The organism is Thiothrix sp. (assembly GCF_028714775.1).
Classification (GTDB): Bacteria; Pseudomonadota; Gammaproteobacteria; order Thiotrichales; family Thiotrichaceae; genus Thiothrix.
Window position 1 is genome coordinate 1 of sequence record NZ_JAQTLS010000041.1, and the last position, 14877, is coordinate 14877.

The 14877-nt window shown below is 57.2% G+C and carries 12 protein-coding genes and 1 riboswitch; of the genes, 4 read left to right on the forward strand and 8 right to left on the reverse strand.

Annotation, left to right across the window (positions count from 1 at the left end; all coding sequences use genetic code 11):
* Positions 1-920: MFS transporter (locus tag PHE17_RS20675; RefSeq protein WP_301017822.1), on the forward strand; the 920-nt coding region annotated here is incomplete at its 5' end.
* A gap of 468 nt (positions 921-1388) precedes the next feature.
* Here PHE17_RS20675 and PHE17_RS20680 read toward each other — a convergent pair.
* The 4 genes from PHE17_RS20680 to PHE17_RS20695 form a co-directional block, all read right to left on the reverse strand.
* Positions 1389-1895, reverse strand: coding sequence for a hypothetical protein (locus tag PHE17_RS20680; protein WP_301017823.1), 507 nt, complete (start codon positions 1893-1895; stop codon positions 1389-1391).
* A complete protein-coding gene (locus PHE17_RS20685) occupies positions 1882-4995 on the reverse strand; it encodes an efflux RND transporter permease subunit (RefSeq protein WP_301017824.1) in 3114 nt (1037 codons plus the stop codon). Before PHE17_RS20685 ends, PHE17_RS20680 begins: the two co-directional genes overlap by 14 nt.
* Positions 4996-5004: 9 nt before the next feature.
* Complete coding sequence (locus PHE17_RS20690; protein ID WP_301017825.1) at positions 5005-6585, reverse strand: HlyD family efflux transporter periplasmic adaptor subunit; 1581 nt, start codon at positions 6583-6585, stop codon at positions 5005-5007.
* A 96-nt stretch (positions 6586-6681) separates the two neighbouring features.
* Positions 6682-7017 carry a hypothetical protein gene (locus PHE17_RS20695; protein ID WP_301017826.1) on the reverse strand — a complete coding sequence of 112 codons (336 nt, stop codon included), beginning with the start codon at positions 7015-7017 and terminating at the stop codon, positions 6682-6684.
* A 157-nt stretch (positions 7018-7174) separates the two neighbouring features.
* Here PHE17_RS20695 and PHE17_RS20700 point away from each other — a divergent pair, with 157 nt between their 5' ends.
* The 3 genes from PHE17_RS20700 to PHE17_RS20710 all read left to right on the forward strand — a co-directional run bounded on the left by PHE17_RS20700 (position 7175) and on the right by PHE17_RS20710 (position 10234).
* Positions 7175-8356 (forward strand): MFS transporter, encoded by a 1182-nt coding sequence (locus PHE17_RS20700; RefSeq protein ID WP_301017827.1) that lies wholly within the window; start codon positions 7175-7177, stop codon positions 8354-8356.
* Between the two features lie 223 nt (positions 8357-8579).
* Positions 8580-9152: a hypothetical protein gene (locus PHE17_RS20705; RefSeq protein WP_301017828.1), complete on the forward strand. Its 573-nt coding sequence runs from the start codon at positions 8580-8582 to the stop codon at positions 9150-9152.
* A 346-nt stretch (positions 9153-9498) separates the two neighbouring features.
* Positions 9499-9667: riboswitch (yybP-ykoY riboswitch) on the forward strand.
* A 3-nt stretch (positions 9668-9670) separates the two neighbouring features.
* Positions 9671-10234 (forward strand): TMEM165/GDT1 family protein, encoded by a 564-nt coding sequence (locus PHE17_RS20710; protein WP_301017829.1) that lies wholly within the window; start codon positions 9671-9673, stop codon positions 10232-10234.
* 206 nt (positions 10235-10440) lie between these two features.
* Here the strand turns inward: PHE17_RS20710 and PHE17_RS20715 are convergent, their stop codons facing one another.
* The 4 genes from PHE17_RS20715 to PHE17_RS21775 form a co-directional block, all read right to left on the reverse strand.
* Entirely contained in the window at positions 10441-12312 is a 1872-nt protein-coding gene (locus PHE17_RS20715) for an FtsK/SpoIIIE domain-containing protein (RefSeq protein WP_301017830.1), read from the reverse strand.
* Positions 12313-12380: 68 nt separating this feature from the next.
* Positions 12381-14066 (reverse strand): hypothetical protein, encoded by a 1686-nt coding sequence (locus tag PHE17_RS20720; RefSeq protein ID WP_301017831.1) that lies wholly within the window; start codon positions 14064-14066, stop codon positions 12381-12383.
* Positions 14067-14141: 75 nt separating this feature from the next.
* Positions 14142-14723, reverse strand: a complete 582-nt coding sequence (locus PHE17_RS20725; protein WP_301017832.1) for a hypothetical protein — start codon at positions 14721-14723, stop codon at positions 14142-14144.
* Positions 14724-14740: 17 nt separating this feature from the next.
* Positions 14741-14866: a hypothetical protein gene (locus PHE17_RS21775; protein ID WP_363320163.1), complete on the reverse strand. Its 126-nt coding sequence runs from the start codon at positions 14864-14866 to the stop codon at positions 14741-14743.
* Positions 14867-14877 lie beyond the last annotated feature (11 nt).

Consider the following 14877-nt stretch of genomic DNA (forward strand, 5'->3'; position numbering starts at 1 on the left):
GGGTAGTGGCGGCAACTGCGTTGCTTGGCATCAACCAAGGCTTGTGCTGGTCAATGACCCTCAACAGCAAACTGGATATGACCAACCTGAACCAAAAAGGGTTGGTCAATGGCCTAAATGAATTTTCCGGCTATGCAGCGGTGGCGGTAGCGGGGGTGGTGACTGCTTGGCTGGTGGATGTTTATGGGGCACGGCAAGGGCTGTTCCTGTTTGGCACGGTGGTGATCCTTACCGGGTTAGTGCTGGCATTGTTGATAATCCGTGAAACCCGTCCGTGGGCATTGGCACATCCCCCAACTTCAAATACTCAGGGAATAAAACCTGCAACCCCACCGTCATTAGGGCAAGCCTTCCTCTACGCCAGTTGGCAAAACCACAACCTGCTTGCCCTGAACCAAGCCGGATTGGTGGAAAAATTTACTGACGCGCTGGTATGGGTCATCCTGCCTGTGTGGTTCGTGGCGCAACACCTGACGCTGGTACAAGGCAGTTCCATCATCGGCGTGTACGCACTGGTGTGGGGCGCAAGCCAGCTTATCACCGGCCCCGCCTCCGACCGTTTCGGGCGCAAACCGCTGATTGTCGGTGGCATGTGGTTGTGCGGCATCGGCGTATTGCTGCTGGTACTTACGCACACTGTATGGCTGTGGACGCTGGAAGCGGGGTTAATCGGTTTCGGCATGGCAATGCTTTACCCCACGCTGGGCGCGGCAGTCGCCGATGTCAGCCCACCCGCGCAACGCAGCACCTTGTTGGGCGTATACCGTTTCTGGCGCGATTTCGGCTACGCGGTGGGTGCGCTGTGCATGGGGTTGCTGGCGCAATGGGTGCAAGGCTTGGACGTAACCTTCTGGCTGGTGGGGATTGCCATGTTGGTATCGGGGCTGGTCGTAGTGATAGGGTTCAAGGAAGTGCCGTAGGCAACAGCCAAGAGGGGGAAGCCACTTGAAAACAGTCCACCCCCAATATCTCAGGGGGTGAACCGGCCTATAGCAGGCAACTGTGGTGCTTGGGCTATTCGGAGGAGTCATTCTCACAAGACCCAAGCACAGTAAGTTTACTGCTAGCCCAATATGGCGACCATCCCCCTTGTAAAACAGGTTCTTCCACACCTCCATTTCAAAATCTTGTGCGACTTTGACGAAGCCGACCATGACCTCCTGCACCATGTCGAGTACGGTATCTTTATCACGCAGGCTCAGGGAAGCAAACGCCAACGCTGGGGAGCCGACGCGGCGCAAAAACATTTCTAGTGCAAACCGGGTGTCCGGTTTCAAATCAGCTCCTTTGCTGCCTTCCGCGTTAAGGGTAATTTCGCGTGGGCGGGGAAAAGGTTGGCACGGGAAGGGGAAAAGGTGGGTTTCGCTCGCATTTTTCCCACCCTACGGTTACTTTTTCGTGGCATCCGTCGCAGGCATATCCTTTTTCCCCATGTCCATCGTACTCATGTCGTGCCCAGCCGGAGCTGCCGTTGCAGGTGTTTCCGCAGCAGCCGGTTCTGCTTCTGCTTTTTGGAATGGCGTGAAGCGTGCCGTCTGTGGTGCAGGCGCGATGGATACCACCACTTTCATATCATCAGCGGTTTTGAAGTCGCCCGTGCCTTTGAGGATATTGTCGGTGGTGGGTTCTAGCTTGACCTCAACCTTGGCATCGCCGGACAGCACGGTTGCCGTGCCAGTCATCCCCCCGCTGGCAACTGCGCCGTTACCGTGATCCATCACGTAGACCGTCAAGTCCTTGTCCTTCACCACTAACTCGAAGTGGTAGCTGTCGGTCATGCGCACCTGCCCACCGTGGGGGCTGGGCTGGGTGTCGAGAAACGCATCGGTGTGTGCGGAGGCATAGCCCGCCATCAGCAGGGACGCGGCGAACAGGGTGGTCTTAAACAGTTTCATGGTTAGCTCCTTGATTGGATAGAAAAGCAATGAGGGGCTTTTCGCCCCAACGGTAAAACATCACCGGAGTCAGCAGCGTATCCAGCAGGGTGGAACTGACCAGCCCGCCGAAAATCACCACCGCCACGGGATGCAAAATTTCCTTGCCCGGCTCGCCGCCCGCCAGCATCAGCGGCAATAGTGCGAAGGCGGCGGTCAGCGCGGTCATCAGCACCGGGGTCAGGCGTTCCAAGCTGCCGCGCACGATCATGGAAGTGCCGAAGGTCTCGCCTTCCTGCGCGACAAGGTTGAGGTAATGGCTGATTTTGAGGATGCCGTTGCGGGTGCTGATGCCCGCCAGCGTGATGAAACCGACGAGGCTTGCCACCGACAAGGTTTGCCCTGCCAACCACAATGCCAATACCCCGCCGACTAACGCCAGCGGGATGTTGCCCATGACCATCATGCTTAGCACCACCGATTGGTAACGGCTGTAAAGCACCAAGAAAATCAACGCCAGCGACACCAGCGCCAGTGCCGCAATCAGGCTGCTGGCCTCCTCTTGCGCTTGGAACTGGCCTTCAAGCTGGGTGAAATAACCCTCCGGCAGCGGGAATTTCACCAGTTCCGCCCGGATTGCGGCGACCACCGCCGCCATGTCCGCATCCCCAGCGGCATTGGCGGACAGCGCAATGCGGCGGCGGCCATTTTCGCGCACGATCTGGTTGGGGCCGCTGGTGTCGTCGATGCTGGCAAGCAGGTGCAAGGGGACGCGCCCGGTGGGGGTTTCCACCAGCAGGTTGGACAAACTTTGCGCCTTGCGGTTACGGTCTTGCAGGCGCACCACCACGTCGGCACGGCGGTTGCGGTCAATCACCTGCGCCACTTTTGCACCATTGGTGAGGGTTTCCAGCGCGGTATTGACCGCCGCCGGGGTAACGCCGTATTGCTGCGCTTTGGCGTAATCCACCCGTACTTGCAACTGCGGGATGCGCACCTGCTTTTCCAACTGCAAATCGACCAAGCCGGGGATGGTAGCCAGCCGGGTTTGCAAGCTTTCTGCAAGGCTGCGCAAGGTGTCGGGGTCGTCACCGAACACTTTCAGCGCAATCTGCGCCCGGACTCCAGACAGCAGGTGGTCAAGCCGGTGGGAAATCGGTTGCCCGATGTTAAGGGAGACGGGGATCGGCGCAAGCCGTGCGCGGATGTCTGCCAGCACCGTTTCACGCGGGCGTTCCGACGGTTTCAGGTCAACCTCGATTTCGGTGGAATGCACCCCTTCGGCGTGTTCGTCCAGCTCCGCCCGCCCGGTGCGCCGCCCCACTTGCGTCACTTCCGGCACTTGCAGCAGCAGTTGTTCCGCCAGCGTGCCGATGCGGTTGGATTCGGTCAGCGAAGTGCCGGGGTTCAGCAGCAGGCCGATGGTCAGCGTGCCTTCGTTGAACGCGGGCAGGAAGGCGCGGGGGAAAAACGGCACGCTCGCCGCCGCCAGCATTACCAGCAACAGCGCAGTGCTGAGCAAGAGACCTCCGTGGCGGAATGACCAATGCAGCAGGCGTTCGTCGGTACGTTTGAGGACACGGACGAGTGGGGAGTCACCTGCGCTTGCGTTCCCCGTCTTCCCCAACAAGTAATAACACAGCACCGGCGTCACCGTGACCGCCACCCCCAAACTCGCCAGTATCGACACGATGTAGGCAATCCCCAACGGCGTGAACAGCCTGCCCTCAATCCCGGTAAGGAAAAACAGCGGCACGAACACCAGCACCACAGTCAGGGTGGCATACACCACCCCGGAGCGTACTTCGCGGGAGGCGGCAGCAATCACCGCCAGCACCGGGCGCGGCTGGGGCAGTAAGGCATTCTGGCGCAGGCGGCGCAGCACATTTTCCACATCCACCACCGCATCATCCACCAATTCACCGATGGCAACCGCCAGCCCGCCCAACGTCATGGTGTTGACCGACAGCCCGAAGGCGTGGAACACCAGCACCGCCGCCAGCAACGACAGCGGGATCGCCGTCAGCGAAATCAGCGTGGTGCGCACGTTGAGCAGGAACAGGAACAGCAGCACCGCCACGATCACCGCCCCGTCACGCAGCGCCTGTTTTACATTGCCGATGGAACTTTCGATGAAATTCGCCTGCTTGAACAGCAGGTTGTCGACCCTCACCCCGGCGGGCAGGTTGCGGTTGAGTTCCGCCAACGCGCCTTCGACCTCGTGGGTAAGCTGCACGGTGTCGGCAGACGGTTGCTTCTGTACCGAGAGGATCACGGCGGGCTTGCCCATGAAACTGGCCTCACCACGCCTCACCCCGGCGGCAAAACTGACTTCCGCCACTTGCCGCAACAGGATCGGCACGCCGTCACGCTGGGCGACCACCAATCCCTGCATATCCTCCAGCCGGGTGGTACGCCCCACGTTGCGGATCAGGTATTCCTGCGACTGCGCTTCCAGAAAGCCGCCGCTGGTGTTGCTGGCAAACCCGCTTAGCGCCGCCTGCACCTGTTCCAGCGTGATGTTCAGCCGCCCCATGTTGGCAAGGTCGGGGGTGACGCGGTACTGGCGCACTTCCCCTCCCATCGGGATCACCTGCGACACCCCGGCAATGCCGAGCAAGCGCGGGCGCACCACCCAATCGGCAAGGTCGCGTACCTGCATTGGGCTGGCTTTGGCAGGGTCGGTGGTCATCGCAATCAGCAATATCTCGCCCATGATCGAACTGACAGGCGACAGTTGTGGGGCAATTCCGGGGGGCAGTTGCCTGCTGATGGCACTCAGACGCTCCGAGACTTGCTGGCGGTTGCGGTAAATGTCCGTCCCCCAGCCGAATTCCACGTACACGATGGACAGCCCCACGCCGGACACCGAACGCACACGGGTCACGCCCGCCAGCCCGTTCATCGCGGTTTCCAGCGGGGCGGTGACAAGCTGCTCCACCTCTTCCGGGGCCATGCCTTCGGCCTCGGTCATCAATGTGACGGTGGGCTTGTTGAGGTCAGGCAGCACATCCACTGGCATCCGTTGCAGGGTGAAGAAGCCGTACAGCAGCAGCAATACCGCGCCTGCCAGCACGAAAATCCGCTGGCGCAAACTGGTTTGGATAATGGCGTTGAACATGGTTGCCCCCTAATGCACTTGCGGCAGCAAAGCCGCGCCTTGTGTCACCACCCGTACCGTACCGCTAAGCCCGTCCGTCACCACCACCATGTCCGCATCCAGCGGTAGTACTGTAACCTTGTGTGGCACGAAGCGTTCCGCCGTGGCGTGCGTCCATACGACGGATTCCTGCTGGCTGTTTTTCACCACGCTGGAGGCAGGGACGGGTATGCCTTGCAGCGACGCTTGGGTTTGCACCGCCACACTGAGTGCCTGCCCCACGCTCAGATGGGCGTTGGAGGCACGGATACGGAACCATAACGGCAAGGCTTGCTGGCGCAATTGCTGGCTGCTGCCGACAAATTCCAGCGGCAAAGTTTTTTGGTCGGCGGTGAGGGCAGATGCGCCCGTAACCTGCCCACCCAACGCGGGGTCATAGGCGAGGGCTTCCACCTGAAGTTGGTTCGGGTCGATGATTTCAAACAGGGTTTCACCGGCTGCAACCTGCTGGCCTTGCATGATGTTAGCGGCGCTGATAATACCGGATACGGGTGAACGCAGGGCTTCCGGCTGTTGCACAAGGCTGCCTTGCAAAGCTTGCAGGCGGGCTGTCAGGGTGTCGGCGGTGCTGCGGGCAGCATCCACTTCCATACGGGGAATGACCCCGGCAATGCTTTCCAGCCGTGCCGCGTTCTTGTCGGCAAGCGCAAGCTCGCTGCGGGCTTCGGCAATCTTTTCCTGCTGGTTGCCCTTGTCGATGTTACTGGCAGACGGCTCCAGATGGGCAAGCACTTGGCCGCTCTCCACCCGGCTGCCCACGGCGGGGAATCCGGCGGGTGGGGCAATGACACGGCCTGCTTGGCTGGGCTGCACCCGCCCACTGGCGTTAGGGTCAGCCACTACCGTGCCGTTGAGTTGCACAGTTTGCGCCACCGCTTGCACCTTGCCCAGCACTGTGCGGACGCCGAGCAGGTGTTGCGCGGGCTTGGGCATGAACACACTGCCGTCGGGCAGGCGGGTGGGCACTGCCCGTGCGGTAGCGGGCAGGGGAACTGCGGTGGGTTTGGCTTCGTCACCGTGGTCTTCACCACCGTGCGCCCATGCTGCTTGGGGCAGGAGCATGTCCTGTAATTGGCTTCCCCAGAAATTCCACCATGGCTTTTCAACAGTGCCTGCGTCCGGTGGGGGAATATCTGTTGTACCAATCAGCAGGTCGTTAACCCCCTTGGCCTGCACGGTAGCAGTGATTTCGTAATGCCCCGGTTGGGAAAGCCAACCTGCGGCAACTTCTGCCATACCATTGGCTTCGGTTTGCAGGGCAAGTTTTTGCCCCTTGCTTTCCAGTTCCACCTTCGCGGAGGGGATCGGTTCATTGGTGGCAAAGTGGTCGGCATACAGGGTCAGCTTGCCGTCGTGCAAAATACCAAGCAACTCCACATCCGGCGACTGTAACTCTAGCCGTACCCCAGCACTGGCGGGGGCAAGCACTGCGGGTTTGGGCGCAGCCTCATCACCGTGGTCTTCGCCACCGTGGGCAAAGGTGGGCGCGGGGATGCTTGCCATACCCAGCAGTAAACTGCCGCATAATACCGCAGACAAATATCTTTCCATTGTTTTATACCTACGCACTGTAGGTCGGGATTTATCCCGACAAAAACCATTGTGGTTATTTTTTGACCTACGCCAGATTAAAATCCGGCCTACAGGTTAGGCGATAGGTGGGCGGTAAGGTGCGTCGGCGCGTTCGGGCAGGGATTGCAAGGGTAAGACAGAAGGGATAAGACGGTTGGTCGGTACTGCCACCAATATAACGGGCAAGCCCAAGACAAACTGCCCGTGTTGGAACTGGTCGCAATGGCAAGTATCGGCAGCGTGATGGTTAGTTTGCTGTTTCTGCATATCGAGGCAGCAATCGTGCCCATCGGCTTGCATCATCATTTGTGGCATTGCTTTCTGCTGCACATGGTGGCACACAGCCGATGCCGACCAGACTGGCAAGGCAGCCATCAGCAGGATGAGCAATGTGATGATGTGTTTACGCATACAGTTTAGGGTCTGCCACTTGCAGTGTTATGTGATAGTCCGTTAAACGTAGCAAAATTATCAGGTATAAGCAAACCACATCCGTCCCCGATATTAGAAGTTTTCATTTTCAGGGGTACACTTATCGACATCAACCATAACCAACAGGAAATAGCTCATGGTAATGCCACAATTACCCCGCACGGTTTGGATGTTGGGCTTGGTCAGCCTGTTCATGGATATGTCGTCAGAATTCATCCATGCCGTGCTCCCCATTTACCTAACCACCACCCTCGGCCTGTCGGTGTTCACTGTCGGCATGGTGGAAGGGATTGCAGAAGCCACTGCCTCCATCATGAAGGTATTTTCCGGGGTGATTTCTGACCGTTTCCGTAAGCGCAAGGCATTGGTACTGACGGGCTACGGGCTGGCGGCACTCACCAAGCCGATCTTTCCCCTTGCCAATAGTGCGGCCGAAGTGGTGTTGGCCCGTTTCATTGACCGCATTGGCAAAGGTATCCGGGGTGCGCCCCGCGATGCACTGGTGGCGGATGTTACCCCGCCTGATCTGTTGCATGTGGCGTATGGGTTGCGCCAGTCACTGGATACGGTGGGCGCATTTGCAGGCCCCTTGCTGGCAATGCTGATGCTGTACGGGTACTCGCACGATTTACGGTTGGTGATGTGGGTGGCGACCATTCCCGCACTGGTATGCGTTGCACTGATTTGGTGGGGGGTTGATGAGCCGGAAAGCCCACCCACCACGGGACACAAGCCCACCTTGCACTGGCAGGATGCCCGTAAACTGCCAGCCGCTTACTGGCTACTGTTGCTATTGGTCGGCGTTTTCACCTTGGCACGTATGACTGATGCCTTGCTGGTATTGCGGGCGCAGGCCAACGGGCTGGCGCTGGTGTGGATTCCACTGGTGCTGGTGGTTTACAGCCTTATTTATGCCCTCAGTGCCTACCCCGCCGGGGTGTTGGTGAGCCGTTTCGGGCAAAATGCGCTACTGTTGATGGGAATGTTGGCACTGGCGCTTGCCCAGTTAGCCTTGGCAGCAAGCCATACCGCAGGCATGGCGTTCTGGTCTGGGATTGTCTTGTGGGGGCTGCACATGGGATTAACCCAAGGCTTACTGTCGGCACGGGTGGCACAGCTTGCCCCCAAGGAATTGCGGGGCACATCGTTTGGGCTGTTCCATTTGGTCACGGGAGTGATGCAGTTACTGGCAGGCGCAGGATTTGGCTGGCTATGGATGGCTTATTCCCCACAGGTGGTGTTCACAACAGCAATGCTCATTTCCTTACTCAGCCTGCTGCTGATTGCCGGACTCAAAACGGACATAACCTCATCCTAGCTCATGTGGGGATTACCATCCGGCATGTTTGTCGCACTCACCGCCACAACCAAGGCAGGCCATAACCCGCATCAAGAAGCCACCAACGAAGCAGGGGGCAAGCTGCTGTACTCACCTATTCAGAACATAGTTGACACTTATCAAGAAAAACGACTGGCTACTGGCCTAACATCACATTGCGATGTATAGATAATTAGCCAAAATTACACGAAGGAGCATTGACATGAAAAACAAGCTACTAGTAGCAGTGGTGGTGGGGTCGCTTGGACTATGCGTTTTTAGCCCATCGTATGCTGAACCAATTGCTGACGTAAAAACATCTCTCGCTGCTGGTGCAATCGCCAGTGACCTTATTGACACAGCGAATACTGTTACCCCAACGGTAGACACTGCATACCCGATGAATCCTAAAACAAATGTGACGCTCAAGGCCAATACACCCGTCCAGTTCTATAAAACTGGCTTTGTAGCGTCGGGGACGCTGGCAAGTGACGTTACACTTTTGATAAACCCACAAGATAGCGTCACATTTGCTGGGGGGGCAGAAGTGTGGTTCGACAACAATTCAAGTTTTGTGTACCGTGGCGTTTTGGCGGCTGATACTAGCTTAGTGTATTTCCCTGGAACCAAAGCCACTTTCAAAGGAGGAACTGACGTGGTTTTCTACGACAGCAGCTTTGTTTACCAAGGCACTGTCGCGCAGGACACAAGTTTCTTGGTCAACCCGCAGGAGTCTGCCGTTAGGACAGCAGGAACAGTCGTGACGTTTGACAATGATGGGTTCCTTGAACCATAGCAGCCAGTTTTAGTGTGTGTTTTATGGAAAGCCAGAAAGCTGGGGAGGAGCCTCTCCCCCGCTTTTTCTTTGTTAGCAACGGCAACGGGATTCTGGGCTAGTGCCGCGAAGGTATACAGCACCCTCCCACATCCCAATGATAAGAGCATCACCGACGCCACCTGCTGTACGCAGCAAACTACCGCGCAGCAACATAGCGAGGATTTGGAACAGGTGATCGCTGTACTGCGGCCTTAATCTTAAACAATTATCCTGTGACTTCCCCTTTAATCCATTTTCTCCTTTGTTGACCTATAGCAATGGTGACAACCGCTTGTTGATGTTTGTCTATCAAGCAATTAGAATTCGCCCGGTCATTGGGGAGTAGCCTCCTTTCACTGAAAAGGGCCTGTATCAACATCATTGACCACCCGGTCATGGTGCAGGCAACTCCGGTTTGGCAAGACCTTTGACCATATGCCTTCGGTAAAGCCGGGAGGGTGTGTGGTCATCGGAAAACGCCCGGCTTTGGAGTTCCCATGGAAGCTTTTCTCGTCTCAACTGGCATTGTTGCCCTCGCCGAAATCGGCGATAAAACCCAACTCCTCTCGCTTGTGCTGGCGGCAAAATTTCGCCACCCGGTTCCCATTATTCTCGGTATTTTGGTTGCCACTTTGCTGAACCATGCAGGTGCTGGAGCGATTGGCGCGTGGGTCACGACATTATTGGGTGAGGATATTTTACGCTGGATTCTGGGCTTGTCATTTCTGGCAATGGCAGTGTGGATCATGATCCCCGACAAACTGGATGACGATGATATGAAAGTGGATGCTACGCACTACGGGATTTTCGGCGCAACGGTGGTGGCATTTTTCCTTGCGGAAATGGGTGACAAGACCCAGATTGCTACAGTGGCGTTGGCGGCACAGTATACGTCCTTGTTCTGGGTCGTAGCTGGTACAACACTGGGAATGATGATTGCCAACGTTCCTGCTGTGTTATTGGGAGATAAGATGGCAGGCAATTTGCCATTGAAACTGGTTCACGGTATTGCAGCCGCAATCTTTGCTGTACTGGGGGTGTTGGCTTTATTCAGCGCATAAAGGGATTTCCACCCTCTGGTTTGAATACACCTGATTTCAAGCAGGCTTTGCCGCTCCAGAATAAGGTGGGGTTGTATCAACGCCACCTTATCGGGCAGTGCCTGTTTGCAAACACAGGAATAACCTTCATCCCGGACAGCAAACATGATAACCAGCCTTCTCCCTGTATTGCTTTGGCGTGTCAACACCAACTGAAAGCTCCCCCCTTATACCCACCGCCTGCGCTGCTGCGCCACCGCCTCCTCGACTTCCGCCTCGGTAACAAACGGCCCGTGGAAACGCTGCAATTCCGTGCTGCCCGGAAACAGGCCATAACCGTCACCCTTGTCCAACAGGTTTTCTGCACCCTTCTTGCCCAAGATGATGTTGGAGTCACCATCCGACATGACCTTGAAGGCAATGCGGCTGGGGATGTTGGAGCGGATCAGCGGGGTCACAACGTCCTTGTCCGGGCGTTGGGTGGTGGGCAGCAGGTGGATGCCAGCCGCACGCGCTTTTTGTGCCAGCCGGATGATCAGCTCCTCGGCCTGTGTCGCCACCACTTCGTTGCCATCCGCATCCCTGACTTTGGTCATCTTGCCCAGCAGGCGGTCAAGCATGACAAAATCGGCGAATTCCTCAAACAAGGCCACTTCGTATGGCAGCGGTGCATCTGATTTGGCGTTGTACTGGGCAATGTTGCGCACTTTCTTTGCCTTCATCAAGCCGTAGCGGCATTCCATTTCATCAATCAGCCCTTCCAGCATGGGGCGGACTTTGCCCATGTCGGTGATGATCTCACCCTCGACAAACGGGGAACCTTCGTACAGGCCAAATTCCAATTGCTTGGGGTCAACCATGTGCAGGCGCAGCATGTCAGGGGTGCTGCGTGACATCATGCTGAGCAACACGGCATTCATGAACATGGATTTGCCCATGCCGGTTGACCCCGCCACCAGCAAGTGGATGGCATTGGGCAGTGACAGCATTTTGGGGTTGCCGAAGGTATCAACGCCCAACAGCATCGGCAAGGGTTCGTCGAATGCCAACCACTCCGGTGATTGCATCAGGCCGGACAGGGATACAGTGCCGCGTTTGGCATTGGGCACTTCGATTGCCCCGCAGTCTGTCCCCCGTACATGCCCAATCACGGCGACCTCACCACTGGCCTTGAACACCGTGGCAATCTTGTTGGTTTCCTTGTCCAGCGCCTTGGTGTCCTTGTCCATCGGCACTTTCACCATGAAGGTGGTCAGTACCGGCCCTACACATACCTGTTGGACATCCACGTATTCCAGCTTGCGGGCAACCAATACCTCCCGCATCTTGGCCTTTAGCGCATCACCATCGGCGCTGTTTGCCACGGGTGCTGAGGCTTGCTGCACGTTGGCGGCAGGCTCCTCCCCACCTTCTGGCAGCAGGCCAGTGACAACCCCACCTGCCAAATCAAGCAGCACCGCCAACTTGGGCAGTGGGTTGCCGGAACGCAGGGAGGCAAACAAGGCCAGCAATGTGCCGCTGGCAGCAATGATGGCAGGCGCAACACCTTGGGCTTGTAACAGCCCAGCAACATACTGCCCCACCATCCCGCCATTGAACCCGCACACCGTCAGCACGGGTGCGCTTGCCCCGGCCACCAGCAAGGCATAAGCGATAGTAGCGGACAGCCGTTTCATGTCCGTCCCGATGACCCATTGCAGGCTATAAAGGCCGGATGCCAACCCGATGGTGCTGGCCTGCCCCAATGCTGACAGCGCTGGCTTGTACCAATCCGGGGCAACCAACTGGGCATCCACGGCCTCCATCGCGTGGGCAATGGCATCCCAGCTTATGTACAAGCCCGCACCAACTGCCACCCCAACGCCAGCCCCTGCCAGCATTTCCGGGCGGACCGTGATGCGGGGCAAGCGGATATGCCCTACCCATGCCAGCTTATGGGATAGCTGCGCCAGCGCCCCACTTGCTGATGGCTTGTTTGCTGTACCAGCAAAATCCCCAGCCCCAGCGGCTGGGTTGTTTCCTGTGACAGCTTGTAGTTTGCTGGCGCGTGCGCGGCGGCGCTTTGCGTCGGTGATGAATCCCAGTTCCAATGTAGCCATGCTGTTTTCCCCTTAATTCTTGCGTGTGTGCATTACGTGTAAACCGATCCCGGCTCCTGCCCCAGCCATTAGGCTGGCTGCAATGCCAGCTCCAAGCTGTGGTTCCTGTCTTGTTTACGTTCCCGTGTGGCGCTAGCGGGTTTGGTGGCAGGTGGGGTTGCTGGGCGTAAGGCCACCACTTTCCCACCATCAAGGCCCCCCACAGCCTGCCGGTCAACGCCGCTGCGTTTCTGGCGGATCACCGTGCGCAGGGTGCGTTCATCCACCCATTCGTATTTCACCCCACGGCTGCCATACGGCACGGCATTCATGTAACCGTTGCGGTGCAGGATCAGTTTGGCGTCGTCGATGTATGCCTTACGGATACCTTCCCCATGCTGCTGTCTAACTGTTTCATAGAATTGGCAAGTAGCCACAGGCTTCCCATAGTGCTGCATCAACAACACCAATGCCTGCTTGTGCCCATCTTTCAATTTAACCCCATCTGATCCGCCGATAACATTTAGATCAATAAATTTAGTCATGCTCAAAAGTGTAACTTTTTTAAAATCGCCCAGTTCCGAGGGCTTTGCAGGCTCCCCAAACAGGCCATCCATAGCCCCATTTCCTTCGCTCTGTGCGTCTGGATAAACTATCCAAGTTTTATCCAAGTTTTGACCCGCATCTGACCCGCGTTTGACCCCCACTTTTCCGGCAATTTTGCTGATTTTGCGCAAGGTGCGGACAAGAAATTTCAGCTTCGCCATTTTTCCGGGCGCTGCTGGTTGCGGTTGGTTTTGGCTTCCTGCATGGGGAATTAAAGTGATGACGATCAATAATTCAAAAGCCACCGCCAGTATTGTGCCGAAAACCAATGAGATGGACTTAGGGTCACTGGTTGTTGCCGTGCTTGCGCCAAAGAATCTGAGCACTCCAGCAATCATGTCATTGACCGGGAGTGCAGGTTTTGCACTTTTTAGCTGTTCACGGGCGGTTTGGAGAGTTTCAGACTGTCTATCTAGGTTTTTTGCTTGGCTAGATAGTCCAGAAGCCAGTTTATCCAAGTTTATCCGCGTCTGGATAAGCTCCTCACAGCCATTTTTAGGCACTTTGGTGTACGGGTTGGCCTGCTTGCAGCCTTGGGTAACAGCCCACACACTGGATGGTGCAGTATTTTTTCCATTTAAATAGACGTATTTCCCCGATGCTGTGAGGGCAGGGCGGTTTTGGATGGCGGTAATCTTGGTACGCAACTGTTCCTGCAAGGCAAGGCTTTCAGCATCCGGGGCATTGCTTTGTACCCGTGCGTCAGCGGCCTTGGTGCTGGCTTGGATTTGCTGGTGTGCCAGTTCCGCATCCAAGGTGTTGTTGGCGTTTTGTTGGGCGAACAGGGAACCAAGGCCAATGGTCGCGGCGATGCTCAGCACCCGCAGGAAATTCACCGCTGCCTGCTTACCCCAACTGTGGGCATAGCTTGCCTGCCGGGGGACGATCACTTTTGCCAAGTCTGCACAAAAGAACAGGGCTGGCAGCACAGCGGCGGAAATGGCGTCCGTACTGGCCCCCAGCATGTACCAGAACAGCATGTTCATGAGGGTGGACATCTGCCAGACCTGCACATGCGCAAAGAATACGCCCGCGTGGGGTGCATCCTTGGTGTTGCGGTAGTTCAGCACGGCTGCGGCAACAGAAAGTGCGGTCAACAGTGCCACCACCAGCAACACCTGCGCTGGCGTGATGGCGGAGAGGAGGTTGTTGGTGTCAATGGCGTTCATGGCAGTGTCCGTATAGTCCCAGTGGTTTTGTTTTGTTCAGGTTGGCGGGGTAGGGCGCTTAGCCGCCCTGCCCTTTCAAGCGCCCGGTTTTTGCCCGTTGTTGCTGTCATCGGCATGGATGCCGGTGGCGGCGTCCTGTGCCGTGGTGTGGGCATCAAGGTAAGCCTCGGGCAAGGTGCTGGCGACATCAGGTTGCAAGCCAACGTAACCTTCCGCCAACAGCAGCAAGGCAACATCCCAGCCTCCGGCAAAGACCATCAGGCGTTCATCACGGCTGATGCGCCCTGCCCGCTTATTGCCCTGATGGGTGGGCAGGAATGCCAGTTCTTGGCCTTGCAGGTACTGTTCCAGTGCTTGGCGGCTGGCTTCAAACATCGGGTGGTTGCGGTCTGGGGCTTGGATGCCATACACCCTGACCCGTACCTTGCGGCCTTTGTGCAGGAGGGTCAGCGTATCCGCTGCTTCCACCGAGGCAAGGCGGCAAGCCACCCTGCCCGCCTGCCCCAAGGTTGCCAGCAACACATAGGCCAGCAATGCCCCCGCCACCATCAGGCTGATGGCGTACTGCCCGTGCGGGTGTAACACCACCGCCAGCAGCACCAACAGGAATGCGGTCAGCAGGTAGGCTTGCAGTGATGGGTTAATGTGGGTGTGCATGGTGTTGGCCTCCAAAATCAGTAAGACCGGAACAAGCCGACCATCTTGCCCTGAACCTGCACACTTGCCGCTGGGTATACCATCGGCTGCATGGCGCTGTTCTCAGGGCGCAGTTCAACTTGCCCATCCGGCAAGTGGTAAATGCGCTTGAGGG